Here is a 23,554-nt window from a genome sequence, read left to right on the forward strand (position 1 = left end):
TGATTCCACGCTGATCTGCCCCAGCTGGGACGCGGCGGTCCGACGCCCTCCTTGGCTCTGCGCCGACGGTCGGGTCCAACTCGGCCTGAACGGCACGGTCTGGCACCGCCGGTCATCCTGAACGAGTGGCGCGCTCGCCGCGGCAGCTCGCCGACTCGATGTCGCCGAAGCCGATCCGGCCGGATCTACTAAAATATCCAATATCCAATTTTGGCTCGCCCACTTGAGTAGGTGGGGCCGCCCGGGAGTCACACAGCCACATGGCGCCCCGGCGGAGCGTTCGCACATTCCGCCACGCGTCAACCACGGGGGCCGTGGCACCTGCGAGGGAGTATCCGATGGGTGTCTCACGATTAGTCGTCATGCTCGCGGCCGCGAAGGAGCTTCGGGCTGGAAGCCGTCGACGCTCATCTCCCTGGCGGCGCAAGGCGGTGACGTCCGCCGTGGCGGTCGGGCTGCTCGCCGGTTGTTCCGCCGGCAAGGGGGACGCTGGTCGGATCGCGAGCTGCGACGCTCCCGGAGTGACTCCGGAATCGATCAAGGTCGGCCTGATCTATCCGGACACCGGAGGACTCGCGGATGCGTTCAGGCCGGCACGCAGCGCTGTCGAGGCCCGAATCGGTCTCGCCAACGCGACCGGCGGTGTGAACGGCCGTGAGATCGAGCTCGTCGCGGGTGATGACTCGGACACGCCAAGCGTCAATGCCGGGGTCGCGAAAGATCTCGTCGAGCAGAAGAGGGTCTTCGGGCTCGTCCAGCTGAGCGCGGCGGTCTCCGGGTCCGCGGACTACCTCGACCAGGCAGGTGTTCCGGTGACAGGGCTGACGGCCGAGTCGCTGTGGAACGACCACGACAACATGTTCTCGTTCTCCTACGTCTCGGCCAAGGGTGCGGCAGTAACCACCTTCGGCCGGTATGCGAGAGCACAGGGCGGTACCAGGGCTGTCGTACTTCAGCAAGAAGATCCTGGAAGCTCGACGGAGATCGCCGACCAGCTGATAGTCAGCCTCGGCAGCCAGTACATCGAAACCGTCGGACGTGTTGGTTTCACGACTGGAATCAGTAGCGCCACGCGTACCGCTGACCAGATTATCGCGAGCAAGGCCGATATCATCGTCTCCACCGTGTCGATGGATAGTCTCGCCGAAGTCCTGGAAGCGGTCCGCGTGCGTGGCGGCAAGCCGAGAGTCATCATCAGCCCCACCGGCTACAATGCTCGGCTGCTGCAGGAGAAGGGGGCGGCACTCGCCGGCCTGTCCATCTGGCTCAACTACACCCCCTTCGAGTCACGGTCACCTGCCATCGGCCAGTACGAGAATGCGATGGCCCTGTACGGGCCCGGCCTGGAGACTCCTGACCAGGAGGTCGCCGTCGCCTCCTACATCAGCGCCGATCTTTTTCTCCGCGGCCTGCAGGCCGCGGGTCCCTGCCCGACCCGGGAGTCCTTCATCACCAATCTGCGCGCAGTCAAGGACTACGACGCAGGCGGCCTCGTCCCCGGAACGATCGACCTGTCTACCAATCGGGGCAGTGTCAGCACCTGCTATGCGTTCGTTCGCGTCAACGCCAACGCCACCGGCTTCGACGTCATGCACGACGGTGATGGATCGAGTCAGTGGTGCGGCACCCGTCTGCAGCCGACGGGGCGGTAGGCGGAGGGAGACAGACCGGAGTTCGCCTCGCTAGAGCGTGCGTGCGTGCGAGACAGGCGACGTCCACCGTCATACGGACCCGGGCGGGTCGGGAGAGGCCATGTTGCTTCTACAGCCCCGCGATGGTGTCCAGGTCCGGCAGGCGGTCCTGTGGACAGGCCAGGTAACGGCCCTGCATGAGATCGCAGTGAAGGCGGCCGAGTTCGCTGGCCTGGTCGGAGGCCTCGACACCTTCGGCGATGACGATGAGATCGAGCGCGTGGGCGAGGCGGATGACGGCATCGATGACGGCTCGGTCGGCCCGGTCCGTGGTGAGCCCGGCGACGAGCCGATGGTCGATCTTGACTCCGTCGATCGGGAGGCCGCGCAGGTGGCCTAGGAAGGAGTTCCCGAAGCCAAAGTCGTCCAGGTACACCCGGACCCCGAGATCTCGGAGGGAGTGCAGAGTCGCCACCGTGGATGGGAGGTATCGGATAAGTGATTCCTCGGTGATCTCCAGGCACAGCTGGAAGCGGCGTTCTGCATTGGTGGCGGCGAGGACCGAGGAGACGTCATCCAGTAGCCGCTTGTCGGCGAGTTGAGCCGGTGAGACCTTGACCGCGATCCGTGGCCTGGGCGCGCCCGGCGGCACAGGCCGCCACCCGCGGGCCGTGCGGCAGGCGGTCTCCAACGCCCATCGACCGAGTGCCACGATCAGTCCGGTCTCCTCGGCGACCGGAACGAACATGTCCGCGCTGAGCAGACCGCGCCCGGCGTGGCGCCAACGGATCAGCACCTCGGCACCGGCGACATGGCCCGTGGTGCTCACCATCGGCTGGTAGAGCAGTTGCAGTTCGCTGCTCCGGGTGTCGAGGGCACGCCGAAGGTCCCTCTCGGTCTCGGCGCGGTGGACAGCCTCGACACGCATGTTCTCGTCGAAAGCCAGGCAGCGGCCGCGGCCCTGCCGCTTGGCGGCATACATCGCGAGGTCCGCCGCGCGCAGCAGCCCGTCGGCGTCCCTCGGCTCCGTGTGGTTGTTCGGCCCTTTGTCGAGCAGAGCGATCCCGACGCTCGCGGTCACAGCGACCGGCTGGCCTGCGAGAGTTCTCGGAACGGCGAGGCCGTTGGTGACACGGTCCGCGATCTCCCGGAGAGAGGCGAGGGTCGGGTCGCCGTCGCACAGGACCGCGAACTCGTCTCCGCACAGACGAGCGACGAGGTCGCCCTTACGCGCCGTGCCGCGGAGACGCTCGGCGACGTCCCGGAGCAGCTGGTCGCCGGCCTGGTGGCCGAGTGAATCGTTGACGGTCTTGAAGCCATCGAGGTCGATGAACAGCAGGCCGACCCGGCGTCGGCAGCTTCGGGCTCGGTCCACCGCACGGTGCATGGTCTCCAACAGGGCGGTCCTGTTCGGCAGCCCGGTCAACCCGTCGTGCAGTGCCCGGTGGCGTACCTGCTGTTCGATCCGGAACCGCGCGTCCGCGGCGGCGAGGACGGTCGCGACGCCATCAAGAAACGCCATCTCGTGATCAGCGAACGTACCCGGAGAACTACGGAAAACCGTGAGGACCGCGTCAGGATCCTCAGAACGGCCTATCGGTGTGCACAACGGTGAACGACGACGGTTCAGGCCGGGCGCGCCTTCATCGTCGGGCTCGTGGGCGCGGCTCGGTGGCGGCGCGGACGAGGTGGACCCGTGGGACGCGGATGCGCCTGCCTCGACTGCGACCACAAGCTCAGGTTCCTCGCTGAGCCGACCCGTCCGCTGCAGCGTCACACGATCCGCGCGGAGGTGCTCGGCGATCACCGTCGCGGCCTGCTGCCAGATCGACGGAGGATTCGGGCTGTCCAGCGCGCGTCGGCCGAGGTCGGCGACAATCGCCTGTTCGGCCGACCGTGCCCGCAGCTGAGCGAGGGCCTCTTCACGATCGGTGACGTCAGTTGTGATCACCGCGACGGACTCCACTGCGCCGTCCATCCCGTGAATCGGGACCGCGCTCTGATCGAACCAGCGCCCATCTGCCTCGTAGACCCCCGACGCGCGCTCGCCGGTCAGCGCCAGCCGAATCTGCGCCAGCGCCTCGGGATGGTCCGCGAAGGCCTCGAAGACCGAGCTGCGCCGGGCGAATTCCAGGGTTTGACGATAGTGCCCGGGAATGCCTTCACTGAGCAGGCTGCGGCCGGTTCTGTCGATCAATGACAAGATCACCGGCGTGCTCTCCGCCACGAGACGAAGATTTCGGTACGATGCCATCTCCCTGCTTATGTCCTGAAACTGAACGAGAAGGCACCGTTCGGCATCGTCGCCCGAAATGACCACACATGTGGCCAGAACGTGGACCAGCGTCCTGTCCGGGCGTACGAACCGTACGTCATCCTGCCAGCTGCCCTCCCCGGAAGTCAGGCATTRCATCGCCTTTGCTACCTGCGCGTCCCGATCGTCCGGATGGATCAGCGTCTCCCACGTGACATCGACGAGCTCGGACTCATCGCGACCAAGGATCCGGCAGGTGGACGGATTCACCCTGCGCACCCGGCCGCTGTCAAGATCGAAGATCGCGAGCCCTATCTCCATCCGGTCGAAAAGGTCCATCCTCAAAGCCCCCTGAATCCCAGGATTCCCGCACATCACCACCGCTCGTCACGCAGTGCCATCGGTTCACTCCGAGGATTTCTCTGATAACGGTACCCCGCTCATCACCGTCCCTGTCGGGTGTCAGAAGTCGGTTTGGTCGGTGAGCTGGGCAGATGCGACGGTGCGGTAGCCGAGCGCCCTTCGCCGCCGCCGGTGCCGCGGTCGCCTGCCTGTCGCGAGCCACCGAGATCGGCCTGGAGCCGATCACACTGCTGGGTGGGATCGGTTACGCCTGGGAGCACGACGCCCACTTCATACTGGCGCCGAGCGATGGTCCTGGAGAACCTGCTGGGCCCGATCGCCGGCTGGGAACACCTGACCGGCGAGCCGGTGACACGTACCGCCCGCGATCTCAGCGTCGACCCGTCACACGCGGACGAGGCGTTCCGCGGCTGACCAGGGCTGTCGTCTGTGGCACCCCGCCGCACGCCGGGACACGCGCGGCGCGATCCGTACGGACGTCGACCTGTCCGACATGCTGGACGGGACGCTACGGTCGCGACCGACCTGTTCGAGCGGCGCTGGTCGCGGTTGGAGGGCCACCCTGCCGTCGAGGGCGGGACGGCGGTGTACCCCGCCACGACCCACCTGGCTCGAGGGCGCGGCCGGCAACACGGTCGGCCAGGTCAATGTCTCAGAGGCATGGATCAATGCGATATTGATATTTCCGTTGTCGGTGGTGGTGGGTGGAGACTCGGGCCGCATGAGGTTGGGGCCATGAGGACTGCGCGGGGCAGGTGTGGCGCGGGCTTCCCTGCCGACTGCGGTGAGTTCACGATCGTTGGTCACCGCAGCTTCATCGGGTCGCGGGCGCCGGTGCGGTGCGGCCTCAGTCTCCAGCCGCCAGGCCAGTTTGATGACAAACCCGGAAATCTGCCGACACGGTCCGACTGCGCTCCGTCTGTTTCTCTGGAATTGCCGCTCCCGGGCCGTAGCTGATCCGTCGGGCTGAGGGCGATGGGTGTGCGGTCAGCGGTCGGTTTTTCGCTTGGGTGCGGTACACGTGGCCGGCCTGCGTCGTTCCCGTTCCCGGAAATCTGGTCACGAATGAGGAGTGGATATGGCGATAACGAGGCAGTCATCTGACGTTCCGCCTCGGTCACGGGTTCGACGCCGGGCGGCGGGGACCCGTTTAGCGGGCCTGTCGCTCCTGGCCGCGATCCTGTTTTCCGGGGCCGCGTGCGGTAGTTCTGGGAACGACCGGGCGACCGGTGAGAACGACGGTGGCGGCGCGGGCGCGACCGCGCTGCTCGGGCCGTCGGCTGTGGCCCAGGGCGCGCCGGTCCGGATCGGGTTCGTGACCGATGGCAGGAACGCGGTGGCGGATACGACGGTGGAGGCCGCGGCGGCGAATGCGACTGTGGCGTACGTGAACGAGCACCGTTCCGGGATCGGTGGTCGGCCCATCGAGCTGGTGACGTGCCAGACACTGTCCGACCCGTCCAAGGGCACCGACTGCGGCAACGAGATGATCGAAAAGAACGTTGCCGCCGTCCTCATCGGCAGCTCGACGGTCAACGAAAGCGCCTGGAAGCCGCTGCATGACGCCGGGGTGCCGGTGATGCTGTTCGCCTCGGGCGGTGCTGACCAGTTGGCCGATGCCGAGTCGACCTTTATCCTGAGCGATCCGACTTTCGGGACGATCACGCTTCCCCTGCGGCTGGCCAAGGATCGTCACGCTTCGAAGGTCACGGCCGTCGTGATCGATGTTCCTGCGGCGCTGAACCTGGTCAACAACGTCGCGCCCAAGCTGTTCGAGAAAGCGGGTGTCGGCCTTGAGGTGGTCGCTGTCCCACCGGGCACGGCCGACATGACGCCGCAGATGCAGCGTGTCGCCGACGGCGGCGGCATCGTCTTCATCGTAGGTAACGACTCGTTCTGCATCAGCGCGATGAACGGCCTGCGAGCGGTCGGTTTCGACGGCCAGGTCAGTGCTGTCTCGCAGTGCGTCACCGACGCGACCCGCAAGGCCGTGCCGGGGGATGCGCTCGAAGGGACGGTTATCGCCGCCACGGCGTCCGCTGGTTCCGACAGCCCTTCCAAGAAGCTTTACGACGCCGTCATGGCGACCTACGCGAAGGGCGATTTCGACGACAGCGGAAACAGTGGAATGAACATGTTCACGACGGTCATGGCGTTCCGGACCGGCACCGAAGGTATCACCCGCGACGTCAGCTCGGAATCCCTGATCGCCGCTCTCAGGTCGATGTCGGCGGCCGATCTGACCGGTGTGGACGGCGTGCGGTTCCGCTGTAACGGCAAGGCCTACCCGCAGTCGCCGTCGGTCTGCGTCCGCGGCGGGCTTACCACCACTCTCGACGGCGACGGCCAGCCCGCCGGATACAAGGCACTCGGGGTCACTCCCATCGAGGACTGAACCAGTCTCACCGCCTCGCGTCGGGTCAGGAGCCGGTGCGCAGGTGATCGAGGAAGCCTGCGGTGACAGGGGCCGGCCGCTGTCTCCGGGCATGGACGGCCAGCTTGCGGATCATCGGGGGTGAGATGAGTGGTCGGACGGTGATGTCGGCGAAGGACATGAGGGGAAGGACGAGCTCGGGCATCGCGCTGACGCCCAGCCTGGCGGCGATCATGCCTGCGGCGGTGGCGACGGTGCGGGTTTCCACGAGGGTCGTCGGGCTGATGCCGGCCTGGGAGAAGGCGAGGTCGGTGAGGTGGCGGACGCTGCTGTCGGGGTGCAGGGCGATGAAGGTCTCGTCGGCGAGGTCGGCCCAGGCGAGACGAGACCGGGCGGCGAGGCGGTGCCCGGTCGGGAGGACGGCCAGCACGGGATCCTCTCGTAACGCATGGGTGTCGAGGCTCGGGTGGACGATGGCGGTGTCGGTGAGCGCGAGATCGGCGGTTCCGGACTGGACGTGGTCGAGGACTTCCCGGGTCGTGCCGTCGAGGATGACGAAACGGACGTCAGGGCGGTCGGCCAGGAACCCGGAGATGATCGGCGGTAGCAGGCTCGCCGCGATGGAGGGCAACGCGGCGAGGGTGATCGTGCCGCGTTCACCGGCGCGGTAGGCGGCGAAGGTGTTCATCCCTGTCCTGTAGCCGGCCAGGATGTTCTCGGCGATGTCGAGGAGTTCCCTGCCGTCCGCGGTGAGGGTCACCGATCGGGTGGTTCGGTCGAGCAGGCGTGTGTCCAGGGTTTGTTCGATGTCGCGGACCGTCCGGCTGAGGACCGGCTGGCTCAGGTGCAGGTCGCGGGCGGCCTGGGTGAACGATCCCGACCGGGCCACCCTGGTGAAGATCTCCAGCTGGTGCAGGGTGAGGTCCATGCTTCAAGGGTATGGATCAATGTCAAATTGATATTTCTGGGCGAGCGGATGGCCGCGGTCCTCGAGCCGTGTGTCCGCCGGGGCGTCCGGGTCGTCACGAACATGGGCGCGGCCAACCCGCTGGCGGCGGCCCGGGTGATCGTCGAGACCGCCCGGGGCCGTGGCCTGCGCGGGCTGGTGGTCGCCGCGGTGACCGGGGACGACGTGCTGGACGCGGTCCGGGCTGCGGACCCTCCGCTGCTGGAGCGGGAGAGCACGGTCGCGTCGCTGGGAGACGCCGTCGTGTCGGCCAACGCCTACCTCGGCTGCGAGCCGGTCGTGCGGGCGTTGGAACGGGGAGCGGACGTGGTGGTGACGGGGCGCGTCGCGGACCCGTCGCTGTACCTGGCGCCGCTGGTGCATGAGTTCGGCTGGTCCGCGAAGGACTGGGATCTGCTCGCCCGGGGCACCGCGGCTGGTCACCTGTTGGAATGCGCCGGCCAGGTCACCGGTGGCTACTTCGCCGACCCCGGGGTGAAGGACGTGCCCGATCTCGCCCGGTTGGGTTTCCCGATCGCGCAGGTGACCAGCGACGGCTCGTTCACGGTGACCAAGGTGGCAGGGTCCGGAGGCCGGGTCACGGTGCGGACCATGACCGAGCAGCTCCTCTATGAGGTGCATGACCCGGCCGCCTACCGCACCCCCGACGTGGTCGCGGACCTCTCCCAGGCGAGGCTGGAACAGGTGGGTGATGACGAGGTGGCGGTGTTCGGGATCGTGGGCCGGGAACGCCCTGACTCGTTGAAGGTGTCCGTCGCCTATCGGGACGGCTACGTCGGGACGGGGGAGATCTCCTACGCCGGGCCAGGCGCGGTGGCCCGCGGCCGGCTGGCCCTGGAGGTGGTGAAGGAGCGGCTTGCGCTGATCGGGATACCGGCCACCGAGATCTGTTTCCAGCTCATCGGTGTGGACGCCGTCCACCGAGGGGCGGGCCACCTGCCGCCGGCTGAGCCGGTCGAGGTGCGGGCGCGGGTGGCGGGTCGCACCGCGAGCCTGGTCGATGCCCGCCGTATCGGCCGGGAGGTGACGGCGCTGTGGCTCAACGGCCCGGCAGGGGGCGGGGGTGCCACCCGCGACGCACGCGAGCTCATCGGGCTGGCCTCGGTGTTCCTGCCGCGTGACCAGGTCAGCCCGGACGTCACCCTCCTGGAGTCCTGACGGTGCGACTTCACGACATCGCCCACTCCCGCGGCGGCGACAAAGGCGACCTCGCAGATATCTCGGTCATCGCCTACCACCCCGACGACTTCCCCTTCCTGCGCGAACATGTCACCGCCGAGCGGGTACGCGAGCACTTCGCGGACATCGTGGCCGGCCACGTCGACCGCTACGAGCTCCCCCAGTTGCACGCGCTTAAGTTCGTCCTCCACCAGGCGCTCGACGGCGGCGTCACCCAGAGCCTCAACCTGGACGCACACGGCAAGACCCTCGGCTCGTCACTCCTGGAGATGAACCTTCCCGACCGCACGGAGGCGTGACCGGCAATGACCGATCCCCATCTCGTCGACACGCCCGCGGGCACGCTGCGCGGCGCCCCGCTACCCGGCGGCGGGACCCTGTTCGCCGGTATCCCGTTCGCCGCCCCACCGGTCGGGCCCCGGCGGCTGCGCCCCCCGCAGCCACCGCACGCCTGGTCGGGCGTCCGGGACGCCACCCGGTTCCGCGCCGCGCCCCCGCAGCGCGTCTCCGCGTTGAAGGGCGCGTCTCCGGCAGCCACGTCGTCCCCACGCAGCGGCGCGGGCGCTGCGATGACGTTCGAAAGCGACGAGGACTGCCTCTACCTCAACATCTGGACTCCGGATCTCACCGGCAACCTTCCGGTGATCGTCTGGTTCTACGGGGGCGGATTCGACACGGGCTCCGCCGCCCCGCCCGCGACGGATGGTGCGGCCCTGTCTCGCCTCACCGGCACGGTGGTCGTCGCGGCCAACTACCGGGTCGGCGCGCTCGGCTTCCTGCACCTCGCCGACCTCGGCGGATCCGCCTGGGAGGGCAGCAGCAACCTCGGCCTGCAGGACCAGGCCGCGGCGCTGCGCTGGGTCCGCGACACCATCGCGCTTTTCGGCGGCGACCCCGGCAACGTCACCGCCGCCGGCGAGTCCGCCGGAGCGTTCTGCGTCGGCGCACTGCTCACGATGCCCGCAGCCGCCGGCACCTTCCACAAGGCGATCCTGAGCAGCGGGAGCGCGTCACGGATCTTCGACGCCGACACCGGTACGGCGATCGCCACCGACCTGCTCGCCGCGCTCGGCCTCCAGAAGGTCGACGACCTCCTCGACATCCCGGTCGAGCGGATTCTGGACACACAGCACACGGTCATCGACGGTGACATCGGCCGCCGCAACCTGCCCGGCGGACGCTCCTGGGGTGTCGTCCACGACGGCACCATCCTGCCCCGGCATCCCGAACAAGCGGTCGCCGCCGGCGACGCCGCCGGTATCGGCCTCCTGGTCGCGGCCAACCGTGACGAGGTCCGGCTCTTCCAGACCATGCAGGGGGCCGCGTTCATCCCCGCCGACGAGGCCGCCCTGCTCGCCGAGATGAGCCAGGCAGGCGCTCCCGTTCCCGAGCGGCTCCTCGCCGGCTACCGGCGCAGAGCCCCCGACGCCGACGCCGGCGACCTTCGTGCGCGGTTCCTGACCGACGCCATCTACCGGCTGCCCGCCAGCAGACTGGCCGCCGCCCAGGTCGCCGCCGGAGGCCGAGCCCACACCTACCTGTTCGCCGCGGAACCCTTCGGGCCTGGACTCGGCGCCTTCCACGCCGCCGACCTCCTCGTCCTGTTCGACTCCCTCGAACGCCGGGGAGTCGCCACACCACAACTCCGCCAGATCCAGCACGACCTCACCGGCGCGTGGGCACGCTTCGCCGCCACCGGCGACCCGGGCTGGCCCCTGTACGCGCCAACCGCCGACCCCAACACCCGCCAGTTCGGCGGTGACACCGACATGGTCACCGAACCCCCCGACGACGACGCCACCACCGCCTGGACACAGGCGGCGTGAGCCAGCCGACCGGATCCAGCGGGACGGCCCTCCTCGACGAAATCTGACTGTGGCGAATACCACATAGCATTTGCTATATGAATATCTGGCTTCGCGGACCGGACTGGCCGTAGCTTCCAGGCCATGCTTGCTGCCGCCGCCGTCTCCACGCATCCTGACGATCCGCTCGCCGGCCTGGTCGTGGGCGAGCAGCCGGAACGGCCCGCACCCGATGGTTGGACGACGGTCTCGGTCCGCGCTGCGGCACTCAACCACCACGATCTCTTCAGTCTGCGCGGGGTGGGACTGACCGCCGAGCGGCTGCCGATGATCCTCGGCTGCGACGCCGCCGGTGTCACCGAGGACGGTCGAGACGTGGTTGTACACGCGGTGATCGGTGATCCGGCTGCGGCGGGCGGCGATGAGACGCTCGATCCGAAGCGGACGCTCCTTTCCGAACTGCACCCCGGCACGCTGGCCGAGCGGGTCACCGTACCCACCCGAAACCTGGTACCCAAGCCGGCGTCGCTGAGCTGGGAGGAGGCGGCCTGTCTGCCTACTGCCTGGCTGACCGCCTACCGGATGGTGATCAACCGTGCGGGTCTGCCCGCCGACGGCGGTGGCACCCTGCTCGTTCAGGGTGCTGGCGGCGGCCTGGCGACGGCGGCGATCCTGATCGCGAAGGCCGCCGGGCACACGGTGTTCGTCACCTCACGAGCGGAGAGCAAGCGAAAGCGCGCCCTTCACCTCGGGGCGGATGCCGCGCTTGAGAGCGGGGCCCGGCTGCCTCGGCGGGTGGACGCGGTGATCGAGACGGTCGGCGCGGCGACCTGGCATCACTCGGTGGCATCGCTGCGGCCCGGCGGGCGGATCGTCTGCTCCGGTGCCACCAGCGGCGACAACCCACCTGCGGAGCTGACTCGGATCTTCTTCCTTCAGCTCTCGGTTGTCGGCTCCACGATGGGGACCCGCGACGAGCTGATCGATCTGGTGGCGTTCCTCGACCGGACCGGTGTCCGGCCCGTCATCGATGACGTCCGCCCGCTCGCGGACGCCCGGGCCTCGTTCGAACGGCTGGTCCGGGGTGACGTCTACGGCAAGCTCGTGCTGACGGTCTGACCGGAGCTGCCGCGCCATCAGCGGCCGGATCTTCCCGTAGTGCCGGAGCGCGGTAATCGGATGGTGCCGTGCGAGATATCGCCGTGCCGCCAGTCAGAAGGAGAACCAGTGAAGATCGATACAAGCCTGCCCGACGATATCGACGAGACGCAGTCGGGCGCTGTGGTGGCCGAGAACAGCGGCTATGCGGGTATCTGGACTTCCGAGACCAAACACGACCCCTTCCTCCAGTGCCTGCAGGCGGCGACGGCGACCGAGACGATCACTGTCGGGACCGCCATCGCTGTCGCGTTCGGCCGGTCGCCGATGACGCTCGCGAACGCCGGCTACGACCTCGCCCGCTACTCTCGCGGCCGTTTCGTGCTCGGCCTCGGCTCGCAGATCAAGCCGCATATCGAGCGTCGGTTCTCGATGCCGTGGTCAGCTCCCGCCGAGCGCATGCGGGAGCTGATCTTGGCGACCCGCGCGATCTGGGCAGCCTGGCACGAGGGTGCGGCCCTCGACTTCCGCGGCGACTTCTACACGCACACACTCATGACGCCGTTCTTCACGCCGAAGCCGCACGAGTTCGGCCCGCCCCCCGTCTATCTGGCCGGGGTCGGCGAGAAGATGACCGAGGTGGCGGGCGAGGTTGCGGACGGGTTCTTCGTCCACCCGTTCACGACGATGCGGTACCTGGAGGAGGTCACGATTCCGGCCCTGCTCCGCGGACGAGCTCGGGCGGGCAGAGACGATCTCGACGGTTTCGTCATCAACGGCCCGGTCTTCGCGACCATCGGCCGCACGGAGGAGGAGCTGGCGAACGCCGTCCGTGCCACGAAGGCCCGGATCGCGTTCTACGGCTCGACACCCGCCTATCGCCGGGTACTCGAGATGCATGGCTGGGGCGAGGCGCAGGACGAGCTGAACGTGCTGTCCAAGCAGGGGCGCTGGGACGACATGGCCGACGTGATCACGGACGAGATGCTGCACGAGTTCTCTGTCGTCGGAACCCCTGCCGAGGTCGGGCCCAGGCTCAGCGCCAAGGTCGGCAACGTCTACGGGCGCATCACGTTCTATGGCGGTTATGACGCCGAGGCGTCGCTGTGGGCCGAACTCCTCGCGGCCATGGACTAGCACCAGCATCACCGAGCCGAGAGCCAGAGGCTGTCACCGGCGGTGTCGGGCGTGCAGGGCACGCCCGACACCGCCTCCGCGGTGGTGCCGATGGCCTGTCGCCCGGCGGGTTGAATCGCGGCAACGCGGCGGAATGACCGCGCGCTGGATGCTGTCGCAGCCGCACGGCGCTTGCACGACGTGACCAGGCGCTTTTCCTGATCTTGCGCGCTGCCCCCGACCTGCGCGACAGCAGCGCGGTTACTCGGCACCCATCTGGCGACGACGGGCGCAGCAGCTCCTGCGCGACGGCGTTCGTCCTTTCGCCGGCGTGCGCTCCGGCGTGCCTCGTCCGCACCTCGGAGCTGGTTGCGCGATGGGTCTAGTGATTCTATATTCACTAACACGGAGGTCGCTCGAGAGATCTGACCGGCTTCCGCTCCCCGTGGGCGACGTCCGTGCCTCGTGCTGCAACGGTACGGTTTCGGACGGGTCGGCTCGGTGGCGTCAGTGATTCCGACGATCTTCGTTGGCATGTCTTAGTAAATCTTGAATCACTAAGGAGCGGGATGGACTTCGGTGAGGGCGACGAACTGAGTTCGCTGCGAGCCACCGTCGCGGCGATCTCCAAGCCCTTCGGTGGCGCTTACTACACCGAGCGAGCCCGGGCCGGTGTGCCGACCAGCGAGGCATGGGCAGCGCTGGCCGAGGCCGGCTTCGTCGGTGTGAACCTGCCTGTGGAGTACGGCGGCGGTGGCGCCGGGATCACCGAGCTCGCTGCCGTCGTCGAGGAAAGCGCCGCGCAGGGATGCCCGCTGCTGATGCTCCTGGTCTCGTCCGCGATCTGCGGCGAGCTGATCGCGCGGTTCGGCGACACGGAGCAGAAGTCCCGCTGGCTCCCAGGTCTGGCGGACGGCTCGCACAAGATCGCCTTCGCGATCACCGAGCCGGACGCAGGGTCCAACACACACCGGTTGTCCACAACCGCGGTGCGCGCGGGTGATGACTGGCTGCTCTCCGGCCAGAAGTACTACATCTCCGGTTTCGACGAGGCCGCCGCCGTGCTCGTCGTGGCCCGGACGGGGACGGAGAGCGACGGGGGTTCCGCGGGCCGGCCGGCGCTGTCGCTGTTTCTCGTGCCGCCCGACGCGCCCGGGTTGACCGCGCGCCCGCTGCCGGTCGCCGCCCAGCTGCCCGAAAAACAGTTCACGTTGTTTCTCGACGACGTACGGGTTCCCGCAGGTGCTCTGATCGGCACTGCAGGTGAGGGATTCCGGCAGGTCTTCCACGGGCTCAACCCGGAACGGATCGCGGTCGCCGCCCTGTGCCTCGGCATTGCCCGCTACGCGCTGGACAGCGCGGTCAGCTATGCGACACAGCGACAGGTGTGGGACGTCCCGATCGGTGCGCACCAAGGTGTCTCCCACCCGCTCGCGAAAGCCCGGATCGAGACCTCGCTGGCCGCGCTGATGACCCAGAAGGCGGCTTGGGCGCATGACCACGGCCAGCGTGCCGCCGAGGCGTCGAACATCGCCAAGTACGCCGCCGCGGAGGCCGCACTCGCGGCGGTCGACCAGGCGATCCAGACCCACGGGGGCAACGGGATGTCCGTCGAGTTCGGTCTGGTGCCGCTGTGGGGCATGGCCCGGCTGCTGCGCATCGCCCCCGTGAACCGGGAAATGGTGCTGAACTTCGTCGCCCAGCACAGCCTCGGGCTGCCCAGGTCCTACTGACAGGAAGAATCCCTGTGCCACTTGTCCGCTATGAGTGTGACGCCCGGGGCGTTGCGACGATCACCCTCGACGACCCCGCGACGCGTAACGCACTGACCGATCAGCTCGTCGACGAGCTGATCGGCCGGCTTGAACAGGCGCGGTTGGACAGCTCCGTGCGTGTTGTCGTACTCACCTCGAGCGGTGATCGGGTGTTCTCCAGCGGGGGTGATCTCAAGTCCTTCGCCGAGGACAGTTCGTTGATTGCCAGGTACGCGGGCCTGGATCGATTTCCTCGTCTCTTCAGGCTCCTCGGACGGCTCGGAAAGCCGAGCATCTGCGCGGCCGGCGGCGACGTTCTCGCGGGCGCCTTCGGTCTTGCCCTGGCCTGCGATCTGATCATCGCCCGCGCGGGCGTCCGTTTTGGCTGTCCTGAGATCAACGTCGGGGTTTTCCCGTTCATGATCTCCGCCTTGATCTACCGAAGCGTGCCGCGGGCGAAGGCGAACGAACTCATGATGACCGGTCAGCTGATCTCGGCCGAGGAGGCCGAACGGCTGCACGTCGTCAACGCTGTCGTGCACCCGGACCAGTTCGCCACCGACGTCGACCGGTGGGCGGGGCTGATCGCGGCCCGTTCCCCACTGCTGATGCGGATGGGTAAGGACGCGCTGGACGCGACTCGTGACCAGCCCCTCGACGACGCCCTCGGCTACCTGCAGGCACAGCTTGCGCTCGCCTTCGCCACCGAGGACTTCCAGGAGGGTGTCGCCGCGTTCCGCGCCCGTCGGCAGCCCCGTTGGACGGGGCACTAGCCATCGAAAGGGAGATCCATGAGTGGTTTCGGCGGGCCGGCGGGTGTCTCGGGCCATGTTCGGGTGGCCGAGGGGAGCGTGCTGCGGTCGCGGCTGGACGTGAGTGCCGAGCTGTACCGGACGAACCGCGCTGGCCAACTGGCGGCTCTCGCCGGGCTGGAGAACGAGCTGGACAAGGCTCGCGATGGCGGCGGTGCTCGTTACCGGGATCGTCATCACCAGCGTGGCCGGCTGCTTGTCCGCGAGCGTGTCGAGCTGCTGGTTGACCGGGACTCGCCGTTCCTCGAGCTCTCGCCGCTGGCGGGGTGGGGCAGCGAGTTCACGGTCGGCGCGAGCGTCGTCACGGGAACAGGCATCGTCAGCGGTGTCGAGGTGGTGATCATCGCCCACGACCCGACGGTCCGCAGCGGTGCGATGAACCCGTTCTCGCTGCGCAAGACCCTGCGGGCACTCGACATCGCGAAACGTAACCGGCTGCCGGTGGTGAACCTGGTCGAGTCCGGCGGTGCCGACCTGCCGAGCCAGTCGGACCTGTTCGTGCAGGCCGGAAAGATCTTCCATGACCTGAGCGAGCTGTCATCCATGGGGGTCCCGACGATCGCCCTGGTGTTCGGCAACTCGACGGCGGGCGGCGCCTATGTGCCCGGCATGTGTGACTACTCGGTGCTGGTCGACCGGCAGGCCAAGGTGTTCCTCGGCGGCCCGCCGCTGGTCAAGATGGCGACCGGTGAGGAATCCGACGACGAGGAACTCGGCGGTGCCGCGATGCACGCCCGCGTCTCCGGGCTCGCCGACTACTTCGCCGTTGACGAGCGTGATGCGATCCGCCTCGGCAGGCGAATCGTCTCGGAGCTGAACTGGCGCAAGCAGGGCCCAGGGCCGAGCCTGCCGGCCGACCCGCCGCTGTATGATCCGGACGAGCTGCTCGGTATCGCTCCGGCGGACTTCCGGACGCCGTTCGACCCGCGTGAGGTGCTCGCCCGCGTCGTCGACGGATCCCGGTTCGGTGAGTACAAGCCGGACTACGGCCGGAGCCTGGTGACGGGCTGGGCATCGATTCATGGCTTCCCGGTCGGCGTGCTCGCGAACGCGAACGGCATTCTTTTCTCCGAGGAATCGAAGAAGGGCGCCGAGTTCATCCAGCTGGCCAACCAGATCGACACACCACTGGTCTTCCTGCAGAACACCACGGGCTTCATGGTGGGCGCCGCCTACGAACAGGGCGGCATCATCAAGGACGGCGCAAAAATGATCAATGCGGTCACGAACAGCACGGTCCCGCATCTGACCATCAACATGGCGGCGTCGTTCGGTGCCGGGAACTACGGTATGTCCGGACGCGCCTACGACCCCCGGTTCATGTTCGCCTGGGTGAACGCGAAGCTCGCGGTCATGGGCGCCACGCAGCTCGCGGGGGTGCTCTCCATCGTCGGCAAGGCCGCCGCGGCGGCCTCGGGCCGGCCGTTCGACCAGGCCGAGGACGACGCGAGGCGGGCGGCGATCGAACGTCAGATCGCCGCCGAGTCACACTCCTTCTTCGTCAGCGGAAAGCTCTACGACGACGGCGTCCTCGACCCTCGCGACACCCGCACCGTGCTCGGTATCGCATTGTCCGCCGCGCATTCAGCGCCGATCGAGGGCCGCCGTGGCTACGGCGTCTTCAGGATGTAGGGGTCGCCGTGAGGACGATTACCAAGCTGCTGGTCGCCAACCGCGGTGAGATCGCCACCCGGGTGATGCGTACCGCCCGCGCGCTGGACATAGCGACCGTCGCGGTCTACTCCGACCCGGACAGCGGCGCGCCCTTCGTCGCCGCCGCGGACGAGGCGGTGCGACTGCCGGGCGCCACCCCGGGCGAGACCTATCTACGGGCCGACCTCGTCCTCGCCGCCGCGAAGCGGGTCGGGGCGGACGCCATCCACCCCGGTTACGGCTTCCTCTCGGAGAACGCCGCGTTCGCCCGGGACTGCGCCGCGGCCGGAGTCACGTTCATCGGGCCGCCGCCCGACGCGATCGAGGCGATGGGTTCGAAGACGAGGGCGAAGGAGCTGATGGCAGCGGCCGGCGTCCCGGTGCTGCCCGGCCTCGTCGTGGACGAACGGCTCGCCGCCGACGCGGACGCGCTCGTTCATGCGGTGGCGGACCTCCGATTCCCCCTGCTGGTCAAGGCCACCTACGGCGGTGGTGGCCGCGGGATGCGGATCGTGCGGGCCGTGCCCGAGCTGGCGCAGGCGGTCGCCGCCGCCAGCAGAGAGGCCGCCAGCGCGTTCGGCGACGGCTCGGTCTTCCTCGAGCACTACGTCGAGCGGCCCCGGCACATCGAGGTGCAGATCTTCGCCGACAGGCACGGCGACGTGGTGCATCTGGGCGAGCGTGAATGCTCGATCCAGCGGCGCTACCAGAAAATCATCGAGGAGGCGCCGTCGGTCGCGGTCGACGCGGAGCTGCGCGAGCGGCTCGGCACTGCGGCGGTCGCGGCCGCCGCGGCAATCGGCTACGTCGGAGCCGGCACCGTCGAGTTCGTCCTCGACCAGTCAGGCCGCTTCTTCTTTCTCGAGGTGAACACCCGCCTGCAGGTGGAACACCCGGTCACCGAGGAGGTCACCGGCCTCGACCTGGTTGCCCTGCAGATCCTGGTCGCCGAGGGCGCCCCGCTGCCGCCGGCGGCCCGCGAGGTGAAGATCACTGGCCACGCGATCGAGGCCCGCCTTTATGCGGAGGACGTTCCGGCGGGTTTCCTGCCCTCCACCGGCACCGTGCATCGGTTCGAGGTCCCTGCGGCGCCCGGGATCCGGGTCGACTCGGGTGTCGAGGACGGTTCGGTCGTCGGCGTGCACTATGACCCGATGCTGGCGAAGGTGATCGCGCATGGCGCCACTCGCGATCAGGCGATCCGCAGGCTCGCCCGGGCCCTCGACGGCACCCGGGCCCACGGCGTGGCGACGAACCGGGCGCTGCTGGTCGCGATTCTGCGCGAGGCCGAGTTCCGCGCGGGTGCGATCGACACCGGGTATCTCGACCGGCATGACCCGGTGGTGATGGGCTCGGTCTCCTGCGACGAGGAGACACGGACCACCCATCTGATCGCCGCCGCGCTCACCGCCGCCGCCGATCGGCGCCGCGCCGCGATCCTCCCGGGCGTGCCGTCCGGCTGGCGCAACGTCTCGCTGTCGCCGCAACGCGTCGAGTACGAGACGGCCGGGGAGACGATCGAGGTCGCCTACCGGCATCGCGGCCGCCGGGTCGAGGCGACTGTCGGGGGACGGCCGGCCGAGGTCGAGATCCACCATGTGGACGGGCGCCTGGCGGACCTGACCGTCGACGGGGTCCGCTCCCGGACACGAGTCACCAGGGTCCTCGCCGGGGCCACCGGCTCGAACGTGTACCTGGACGGCAGGGGTGGCTCGACGGCTGCCCGCGAGCTGCCGCGGTTCGTCGAGCCTGGCTCCGGTGTCTCCCCGGGGTCGCTGACCGCGCCGATGCCCGGCACGGTCGTCCGGATCGGGGTCACCTCCGGCGATCGGGTCGCGAAAGGTGACCTGGTCGCCGTCCTGGAGACGATGAAGATGGAACACACGATCACCGCACCGCATGACGGCGTCGTCGTCGAGCTGGGCTTCGGCGTGGGCGACACGGTCGACAGCGGGGCAGTGCTCGCCGTGATCAGCCTGACGGGCGACGCGGGCGATTCCGGCCGCGCCGCGGCGTCGAGCCAGCCGGCGGTGGCCTGATGGCGGCCGACGTCACGGCGATCGTCGCCGACCTGCGGGCGGAGACGGCGGACCTCGTCGCACTGCTGGGTGGCCTTGACGAGGCAGCCTGGCACACGCCCACCCCCGCCGCGGGCTGGGACATCCTCGACCAGGTTGCTCACCTCGCGTTCTGGGACGGGATCGCGACGCTCGCCGCCATCGATGCGGACAGGTTCGCGGCTGAGAGGCAGGCTTTCCTCGCTCTGGGGGACGACTTCGCGGACGTGATCGCCGAGCGGTTCCGCGACCAGGCCGGCGCACAGGTGCTCGACTGGTTCAACCGCGCCCGCGAGGTCCTGTTGGCGACGCTGGTCGCGGTACCACCTGGGACGAAGCTGCCGTGGTTCGGCCCGCCGATGAGCGCCGCGAGCTCGCTGACGGCCCGGCTGATGGAGACCTGGGCACACGGGCAGGACGTCGCCGACGCGCTCGGTGTCACCCGGGTGCCCAGCACGCGGCTGCGCCAGGTCGCGCACCTGGGGGTCGCCACGATCGCGTGGAGCTTCACCGTCCACGGGCGGCCGGCGCCCGCGGACCCGTTCCGCGTCGAGCTGTCCGCGCCGGACTGTTCTCCCTGGACGTGGGGCCCGCCGGACGCCCCGAACATCCTGCGCGGCCCGGCGCTCGACTTCTGCCTGCTTGTCGCGCAGCGCCGGCACCCCGGCCAGCTGGCCCTGACGGCCACCGGCGCGGACGCGGCGGCGTTCCTGGAGGTGGCCCAGGTCTTCGCCGGGCCGCCTGCGGCCGGTCGCGCGGCGAGCCCCGTCCCGGCGCGGGACGGGACCACATGACGACCGGGGCCCAGGCGCAGGCCGGCGGCGGGCCGAGGCGGCCGGTACGGATCGCGAACTGCTCCGGCTTCTTCGGTGACCGGCTCGACGCGGCCCGCCTCATGGTCGACGGCGGTCCCATCGACGTGCTGACCGGCGACTACCTGGCCGAGCTGACGATGCTCATCCTCCACAAGACCCAGGGCCGGCCCGGTGGAGTCGGCTACGTCCGCACGTTTCTCCGCCAGGTCGAGGATGTCCTCGGAACCTGCCTGGAACGCGGCATCAGGATCGTCGCCAACGCAGGTGGCCTCGACCCGGCCGGCCTTGCCGAGAAGATCCGCGCGGTTGCCGCGGCCCTTGGCCTGCGGCCGAACGTCGCCTACGTCAGCGGCGACGATATCGTGGGCCGGGTGGGCGCGCTGCAGGCCGCCGGCGAGGCGTTCACCCACCTCGACACCGGCCGCAGCCTCGCCGATGTCGGAGTCGAGCCGATCACCGCGAACGCCTACCTCGGCGGCTGGGGTATCGCGACCGCGCTGTCCCGCGGCGCGGACATCGTCATCACCGGGCGGGTCACCGACGCGTCGCTCGTCGTCGGACCAGCGGCGTGGTGGCACAACTGGGAGCGCACCGACTGGGACAGGCTCGCCGGTGCGGTGGCCGCCGGGCACGTCATCGAATGCGGCCCGCAGGCCTGCGGCGGCAACTACGCCTTTCTGGACGAGATCACCGATCGGCGGTATCCGGGATTCCCACTCGCCGAGATCGCCGCTGACGGCAGCAGCGTGATCACCAAACACCGGGACACCGGTGGCACTGTCACCACGGGCACCGTGACCGCTCAGCTGCTCTACGAGATCGCCGGGCCCAGGTACCCGAACCCCGACGTCACAGCGCACTTCGACACCATCCGGCTGACCGGCCAGGGGCCCGACCGGGTGCTGCTCTCCGGCTCCCGCGGCACCCCGCCCTCGGACCGGCTCAAGGTCGCGATGAACTATCTCGGCGGTTACCGCAACACCGTCACCATGGTCCTCACCGGCCTCGACATCGAGGAGAAGGCCGCCTGGGCCCGCCGGGAACTGTTCGACCAGCTCGGCGGTGAGTACCGCTTCGACGCCGTCGACGTCCAGCTCCTGCGTTTTGACCAGGCCGACGCCGCCTCCAATCCGCTGGCGACGGCTCACCTGCGGATCACGGTCAAGGACCGGGACGCGAGGAAGGTCGGCCGGTCGTTCTCGGATACGGCCAACAGTCTCTTCCTCGGCGGCTACGCCGGCTTCCATACCACCGGCCCGCCCGGCAGCGCGACCGCCTACGGGGTCTACTGGCCGGCGCTCGTCTCCCGTGACGCCGTCGCGCACACGCTCGTCCTCGCCGATGCCACCACCGTCGCGATCCCGCACAGCCCGTCGACGCACGACGTCGACCCGGCCGGTGGTGTCGACCTGGCCGGTGGTGTCGACTTCGTGCGTCACGCCGCCCAGACGGCTCCGGCCACTTCGGGCGGTGCGACAGCGCGCGTGCCGCTGGGTCTGGTGGCAGGCGCGCGTTCGGGTGACAAAGGGGGCAATGCGAACGTCGGGCTGTGGGCACGCAGCGATGCCGCCTACCGCTGGCTCGCAGCGGCACTCACGGTGGAGACCTTCCGCGAACTGATCCCGGAGGCGCGTGGTCTGCCCGTCCACCGCTATGACCTGGCGAACCTGCGGGCGGTGAACTTCGTCGTCGTCGGCCTGCTGGGCGAAGGCGTCGCGTCCAGCGTGCGCCTCGACCCACAGGCAAAAGGGCTTGGCGAGTACGTACGCTCGCGGCTCATGGACATCCCCGTGGCGCTCCTGCACCCCCAACCGGTCGTAGACCCGTGACCCGGCAGGTCAGCAGCCGGGTACGTGACCCGGAGCGCCGCGACAAGATCCTTATCGCGGCGGCCGAACTGATCGCGGCCCGTGGCTACCACGCGGTGACGATGGCCGAGATCGGGCAGGAGGCCGGCATCGTCGGCTCTGGCGTCTACCGACACTTCGCCAGCAAGGCCCAGGTGCTCTCCGCCCTGCTCGACCGGACCATGACGGCGCTGTTGGCGGACGTGGAGCGGATCGTCGAGGCAGGTCACGAGCCTGCCGCGACGATGCGGATGCTGGTGCGCTCCCAGGTCGACTTCTCCATCGAGAACAAGGACATGGTCCGTCTGTACCGGCGGGAGGGCCCGACGCTCCCGGTCGAGGAAGGACGTGGGCTGCGCCGCGCGCAGCGGCGTTACAACGAGGAGTGGATCACCACACTGTGTGAGCTCCGCCCCGGCCTCAACGATGCCGAAGCCGCGGCACTCGTCCAGGCCGCGATTGCCGCGATCCAGTCGGTCGTCACCTACGACAGCGGCCTGCAGCGAACGGAGCTCGTCTCCATTCTCACCAACGCCGCGCTGTCGTGTCTCGGCGTGACGGGACCGAGTTAGTCGCGCGGGGCGGTCGGATCGGCGAGCGACTCAGGTCGAGATCGCGGCGGGCACGTCCACCCGCGCGATCTCGATCCGGCCCGGGGTGCGCGCGTCGGGGGAGTTCTGGGCGGTTGCGAGGAACAGGGTGTGGCCGTCGGAGCCACCCAGAGCACACGAATAGGCGGGGGCGCCTGTCACCACCCGATCGATCACCGCCGCGGATCGTCCGGCCCGTGGAGCCGAGACACGCAGGCACTCTGCCGCGCCGGCGTTCGCGACCCAGATCGCTCCCTCCGCGTCCAGGCAGATGCCGTCGGGTCGGGCATCGAGCGTCACCCATGGTCGTCGGGCGGAGAGGGCACCGGTTTCAGAACGGTCGAAGGCGGTCAGCTGGCGGCCGAAGGTCTCCGCGACGATCAGTGTCCGACCATCCGCGGTGATCGCGCAGCCGTTGGGGAAGCGCAGCCCATCCGCAGCCAGGTGCACCGAACCGTCGGGGTCGACCCGCGCGAGAAACGCCGCGGGTACCTGGTCTCCGTCGAGTGCCGAGCTCCCGAATCGCGCGACGAGGGCGCGCGGATCGAAGCCGAAGTCCCCGACATACGCCTGGCCGTCGGTGGCGACCACCATGTCGTTGAGCCGGTAACCCGGAAGATTCCCGACATCCGCGTGCACCGCGACCTCGCCGGTGCCGGCGTGCACACGGAGCAGGCGGCGATCCGCCATCGACACGACCAGCAGGTCACCGTCTGCCAGCCAGCCAAGGCCGGATGCGCCTCCAGGCACGTTCACGAGGGGCTCAGCCGCGCCGTCCTCGGTCATCGTCCAGACCGTGCCCGTCGTCTGATCCGAGATCCAGAGCTGCTCGTCGTGCCAGCGGAGTCCCTCTGGGAAGGCGAATCCTTCGCATAACAGTGTCGAGCTCTGGCTGGTCATCGCATCTCCGTCCATTACCTCCGGCGGGCCGCCCGCTGGAGGTGTTCGGCCTGTCCCGCCGTCCCTCCGGCAGCGCCGCGGCGGTCGGTTTCGACCGGCGACCGGCCACGATCCTGCTCGCCAGCGGCTCTACGGGCCGGCCGAAGGCCGCACTCCGCCGCACCGCACGTTGGTCAACTCCCGTCGCGACGTCTCCGTTGTCGGCCCGCTTCTCGGCCATGCTCGCGGCCTCGTGCCGTGGTGGCCGAGGCGGTGGGCTGTGCCCTGTGCCGGGATGACTGCGTGCGTGTGGACCTGGATCGGCATACTATGCCGTCCTAGTATCGGAAGACATAATAT

General features: G+C 69.0%; 18 protein-coding genes. 15 read left to right on the forward strand and 3 right to left on the reverse strand.

The genetic code is table 11. The features are described 5' to 3' along the window. Positions 1 to 338 precede the first annotated feature (338 nt). Positions 339 to 1,652, forward strand: coding sequence for an ABC transporter substrate-binding protein (locus CcI49_RS19830; protein WP_241840144.1), 1,314 nt, complete (start codon positions 339 to 341; stop codon positions 1,650 to 1,652). 109 nt (positions 1,653 to 1,761) lie between these two features. Here CcI49_RS19830 and CcI49_RS19835 read toward each other — a convergent pair whose 3' ends face one another. Beyond that, on the reverse strand, positions 1,762 to 3,840 hold the full coding sequence (locus CcI49_RS19835; RefSeq protein WP_241840145.1) for an EAL domain-containing protein: 2,079 nt from the start codon (positions 3,838 to 3,840) through the stop codon (positions 1,762 to 1,764). 696 nt (positions 3,841 to 4,536) lie between these two features. On the opposite strand from CcI49_RS19835, the gene CcI49_RS44190 reads away from it, so the two are divergent. After that, positions 4,537 to 4,662: a hypothetical protein gene (locus tag CcI49_RS44190; protein WP_255354789.1), complete on the forward strand. Its 126-nt coding sequence runs from the start codon at positions 4,537 to 4,539 to the stop codon at positions 4,660 to 4,662. 664 nt (positions 4,663 to 5,326) lie between these two features. Continuing rightward, complete coding sequence (locus tag CcI49_RS19840) at positions 5,327 to 6,643, forward strand: ABC transporter substrate-binding protein (RefSeq protein ID WP_076828446.1); 1,317 nt, start codon at positions 5,327 to 5,329, stop codon at positions 6,641 to 6,643. Between the two features lie 25 nt (positions 6,644 to 6,668). Here CcI49_RS19840 and CcI49_RS19845 read toward each other — a convergent pair whose 3' ends face one another. Continuing rightward, positions 6,669 to 7,550: a LysR family transcriptional regulator gene (locus CcI49_RS19845; protein ID WP_076828448.1), complete on the reverse strand. Its 882-nt coding sequence runs from the start codon at positions 7,548 to 7,550 to the stop codon at positions 6,669 to 6,671. 27 nt (positions 7,551 to 7,577) lie between these two features. Here CcI49_RS19845 and CcI49_RS19850 point away from each other — a divergent pair, with 27 nt between their 5' ends. The 12 genes from CcI49_RS19850 (at position 7,578) to CcI49_RS19905 (ending at position 22,297) form a co-directional block, all read left to right on the forward strand. Then, on the forward strand, positions 7,578 to 8,747 hold the full coding sequence (locus CcI49_RS19850) for an acyclic terpene utilization AtuA family protein (RefSeq protein ID WP_241840147.1): 1,170 nt from the start codon (positions 7,578 to 7,580) through the stop codon (positions 8,745 to 8,747). 2 nt (positions 8,748 to 8,749) lie between these two features. Continuing rightward, the gene (locus CcI49_RS19855) at positions 8,750 to 9,067 is read left to right on the forward strand and encodes a hypothetical protein (RefSeq protein ID WP_054569790.1); all 318 of its coding nucleotides are present in this window, start codon (positions 8,750 to 8,752) and stop codon (positions 9,065 to 9,067) included. A 6-nt stretch (positions 9,068 to 9,073) separates the two neighbouring features. Continuing rightward, positions 9,074 to 10,594 (forward strand): carboxylesterase family protein, encoded by a 1,521-nt coding sequence (locus CcI49_RS19860; protein WP_076828453.1) that lies wholly within the window; start codon positions 9,074 to 9,076, stop codon positions 10,592 to 10,594. A gap of 123 nt (positions 10,595 to 10,717) precedes the next feature. Continuing rightward, positions 10,718 to 11,692, forward strand: coding sequence for a zinc-binding dehydrogenase (locus CcI49_RS19865; protein WP_076828455.1), 975 nt, complete (start codon positions 10,718 to 10,720; stop codon positions 11,690 to 11,692). A 108-nt stretch (positions 11,693 to 11,800) separates the two neighbouring features. Continuing rightward, positions 11,801 to 12,808, forward strand: a complete 1,008-nt coding sequence (locus CcI49_RS19870; protein WP_054569788.1) for a TIGR03617 family F420-dependent LLM class oxidoreductase — start codon at positions 11,801 to 11,803, stop codon at positions 12,806 to 12,808. Positions 12,809 to 13,356: 548 nt separating this feature from the next. Then, positions 13,357 to 14,520, forward strand: coding sequence for an acyl-CoA dehydrogenase family protein (locus tag CcI49_RS19875; protein WP_076828458.1), 1,164 nt, complete (start codon positions 13,357 to 13,359; stop codon positions 14,518 to 14,520). Between the two features lie 14 nt (positions 14,521 to 14,534). Continuing rightward, a complete protein-coding gene (locus CcI49_RS19880) occupies positions 14,535 to 15,314 on the forward strand; it encodes an enoyl-CoA hydratase/isomerase family protein (RefSeq protein ID WP_054569786.1) in 780 nt (259 codons plus the stop codon). An 18-nt stretch (positions 15,315 to 15,332) separates the two neighbouring features. Beyond that, on the forward strand, positions 15,333 to 16,985 hold the full coding sequence (locus CcI49_RS19885; RefSeq protein WP_076828460.1) for a carboxyl transferase domain-containing protein: 1,653 nt from the start codon (positions 15,333 to 15,335) through the stop codon (positions 16,983 to 16,985). Positions 16,986 to 17,050: 65 nt separating this feature from the next. Further along, positions 17,051 to 19,045 carry a biotin carboxylase N-terminal domain-containing protein gene (locus CcI49_RS19890; protein WP_241840158.1) on the forward strand — a complete coding sequence of 665 codons (1,995 nt, stop codon included), beginning with the start codon at positions 17,051 to 17,053 and terminating at the stop codon, positions 19,043 to 19,045. Further along, complete coding sequence (locus CcI49_RS19895; RefSeq protein ID WP_076828464.1) at positions 19,045 to 19,857, forward strand: TIGR03084 family metal-binding protein; 813 nt, start codon at positions 19,045 to 19,047, stop codon at positions 19,855 to 19,857. Before CcI49_RS19890 ends, CcI49_RS19895 begins: the two co-directional genes overlap by 1 nt. Further along, positions 19,854 to 21,707 carry an acyclic terpene utilization AtuA family protein gene (locus CcI49_RS19900; RefSeq protein ID WP_076828466.1) on the forward strand — a complete coding sequence of 618 codons (1,854 nt, stop codon included), beginning with the start codon at positions 19,854 to 19,856 and terminating at the stop codon, positions 21,705 to 21,707. The genes CcI49_RS19895 and CcI49_RS19900 overlap by 4 nt, the downstream gene beginning before the upstream one ends. Beyond that, positions 21,704 to 22,297 carry a TetR/AcrR family transcriptional regulator gene (locus tag CcI49_RS19905; protein ID WP_076828468.1) on the forward strand — a complete coding sequence of 198 codons (594 nt, stop codon included), beginning with the start codon at positions 21,704 to 21,706 and terminating at the stop codon, positions 22,295 to 22,297. Before CcI49_RS19900 ends, CcI49_RS19905 begins: the two co-directional genes overlap by 4 nt. 30 nt (positions 22,298 to 22,327) lie before the next feature. Here CcI49_RS19905 and CcI49_RS19910 read toward each other — a convergent pair whose 3' ends face one another. Continuing rightward, positions 22,328 to 23,215: an SMP-30/gluconolactonase/LRE family protein gene (locus CcI49_RS19910; RefSeq protein WP_076828471.1), complete on the reverse strand. Its 888-nt coding sequence runs from the start codon at positions 23,213 to 23,215 to the stop codon at positions 22,328 to 22,330. Positions 23,216 to 23,554: the final 339 nt, after the last annotated feature.

Origin of the sequence: Frankia sp. CcI49, from assembly GCF_001983215.1 — a bacterium.
Classification (GTDB): domain Bacteria; phylum Actinomycetota; class Actinomycetes; order Frankiales; family Frankiaceae; genus Parafrankia; species Parafrankia irregularis.

What these genes read in the sequence shown, in the direction of transcription:
- CcI49_RS19830 (WP_241840144.1), top strand. Translation starts at nt 339, where the DNA reads ATGGGTGTCTCACGATTAGTCGTCATGCTCGCGGCCGCGAAGGAGCTT.
- CcI49_RS44190 (WP_255354789.1), top strand. Translation starts at nt 4,537, where the DNA reads ATGGTCCTGGAGAACCTGCTGGGCCCGATCGCCGGCTGGGAACACCTG.
- CcI49_RS19840 (WP_076828446.1), top strand. Translation starts at nt 5,327, where the DNA reads ATGGCGATAACGAGGCAGTCATCTGACGTTCCGCCTCGGTCACGGGTT.
- CcI49_RS19845 (WP_076828448.1), bottom strand. Translation starts at nt 7,550, where the DNA reads ATGGACCTCACCCTGCACCAGCTGGAGATCTTCACCAGGGTGGCCCGG.
- CcI49_RS19860 (WP_076828453.1), top strand. Translation starts at nt 9,074, where the DNA reads ATGACCGATCCCCATCTCGTCGACACGCCCGCGGGCACGCTGCGCGGC.
- CcI49_RS19865 (WP_076828455.1), top strand. Translation starts at nt 10,718, where the DNA reads ATGCTTGCTGCCGCCGCCGTCTCCACGCATCCTGACGATCCGCTCGCC.
- CcI49_RS19875 (WP_076828458.1), top strand. Translation starts at nt 13,357, where the DNA reads ATGGACTTCGGTGAGGGCGACGAACTGAGTTCGCTGCGAGCCACCGTC.
- CcI49_RS19885 (WP_076828460.1), top strand. Translation starts at nt 15,333, where the DNA reads ATGAGTGGTTTCGGCGGGCCGGCGGGTGTCTCGGGCCATGTTCGGGTG.
- CcI49_RS19890 (WP_241840158.1), top strand. Translation starts at nt 17,051, where the DNA reads ATGCGTACCGCCCGCGCGCTGGACATAGCGACCGTCGCGGTCTACTCC.
- CcI49_RS19895 (WP_076828464.1), top strand. Translation starts at nt 19,045, where the DNA reads ATGGCGGCCGACGTCACGGCGATCGTCGCCGACCTGCGGGCGGAGACG.
- CcI49_RS19900 (WP_076828466.1), top strand. Translation starts at nt 19,854, where the DNA reads ATGACGACCGGGGCCCAGGCGCAGGCCGGCGGCGGGCCGAGGCGGCCG.
- CcI49_RS19910 (WP_076828471.1), bottom strand. Translation starts at nt 23,215, where the DNA reads ATGACCAGCCAGAGCTCGACACTGTTATGCGAAGGATTCGCCTTCCCA.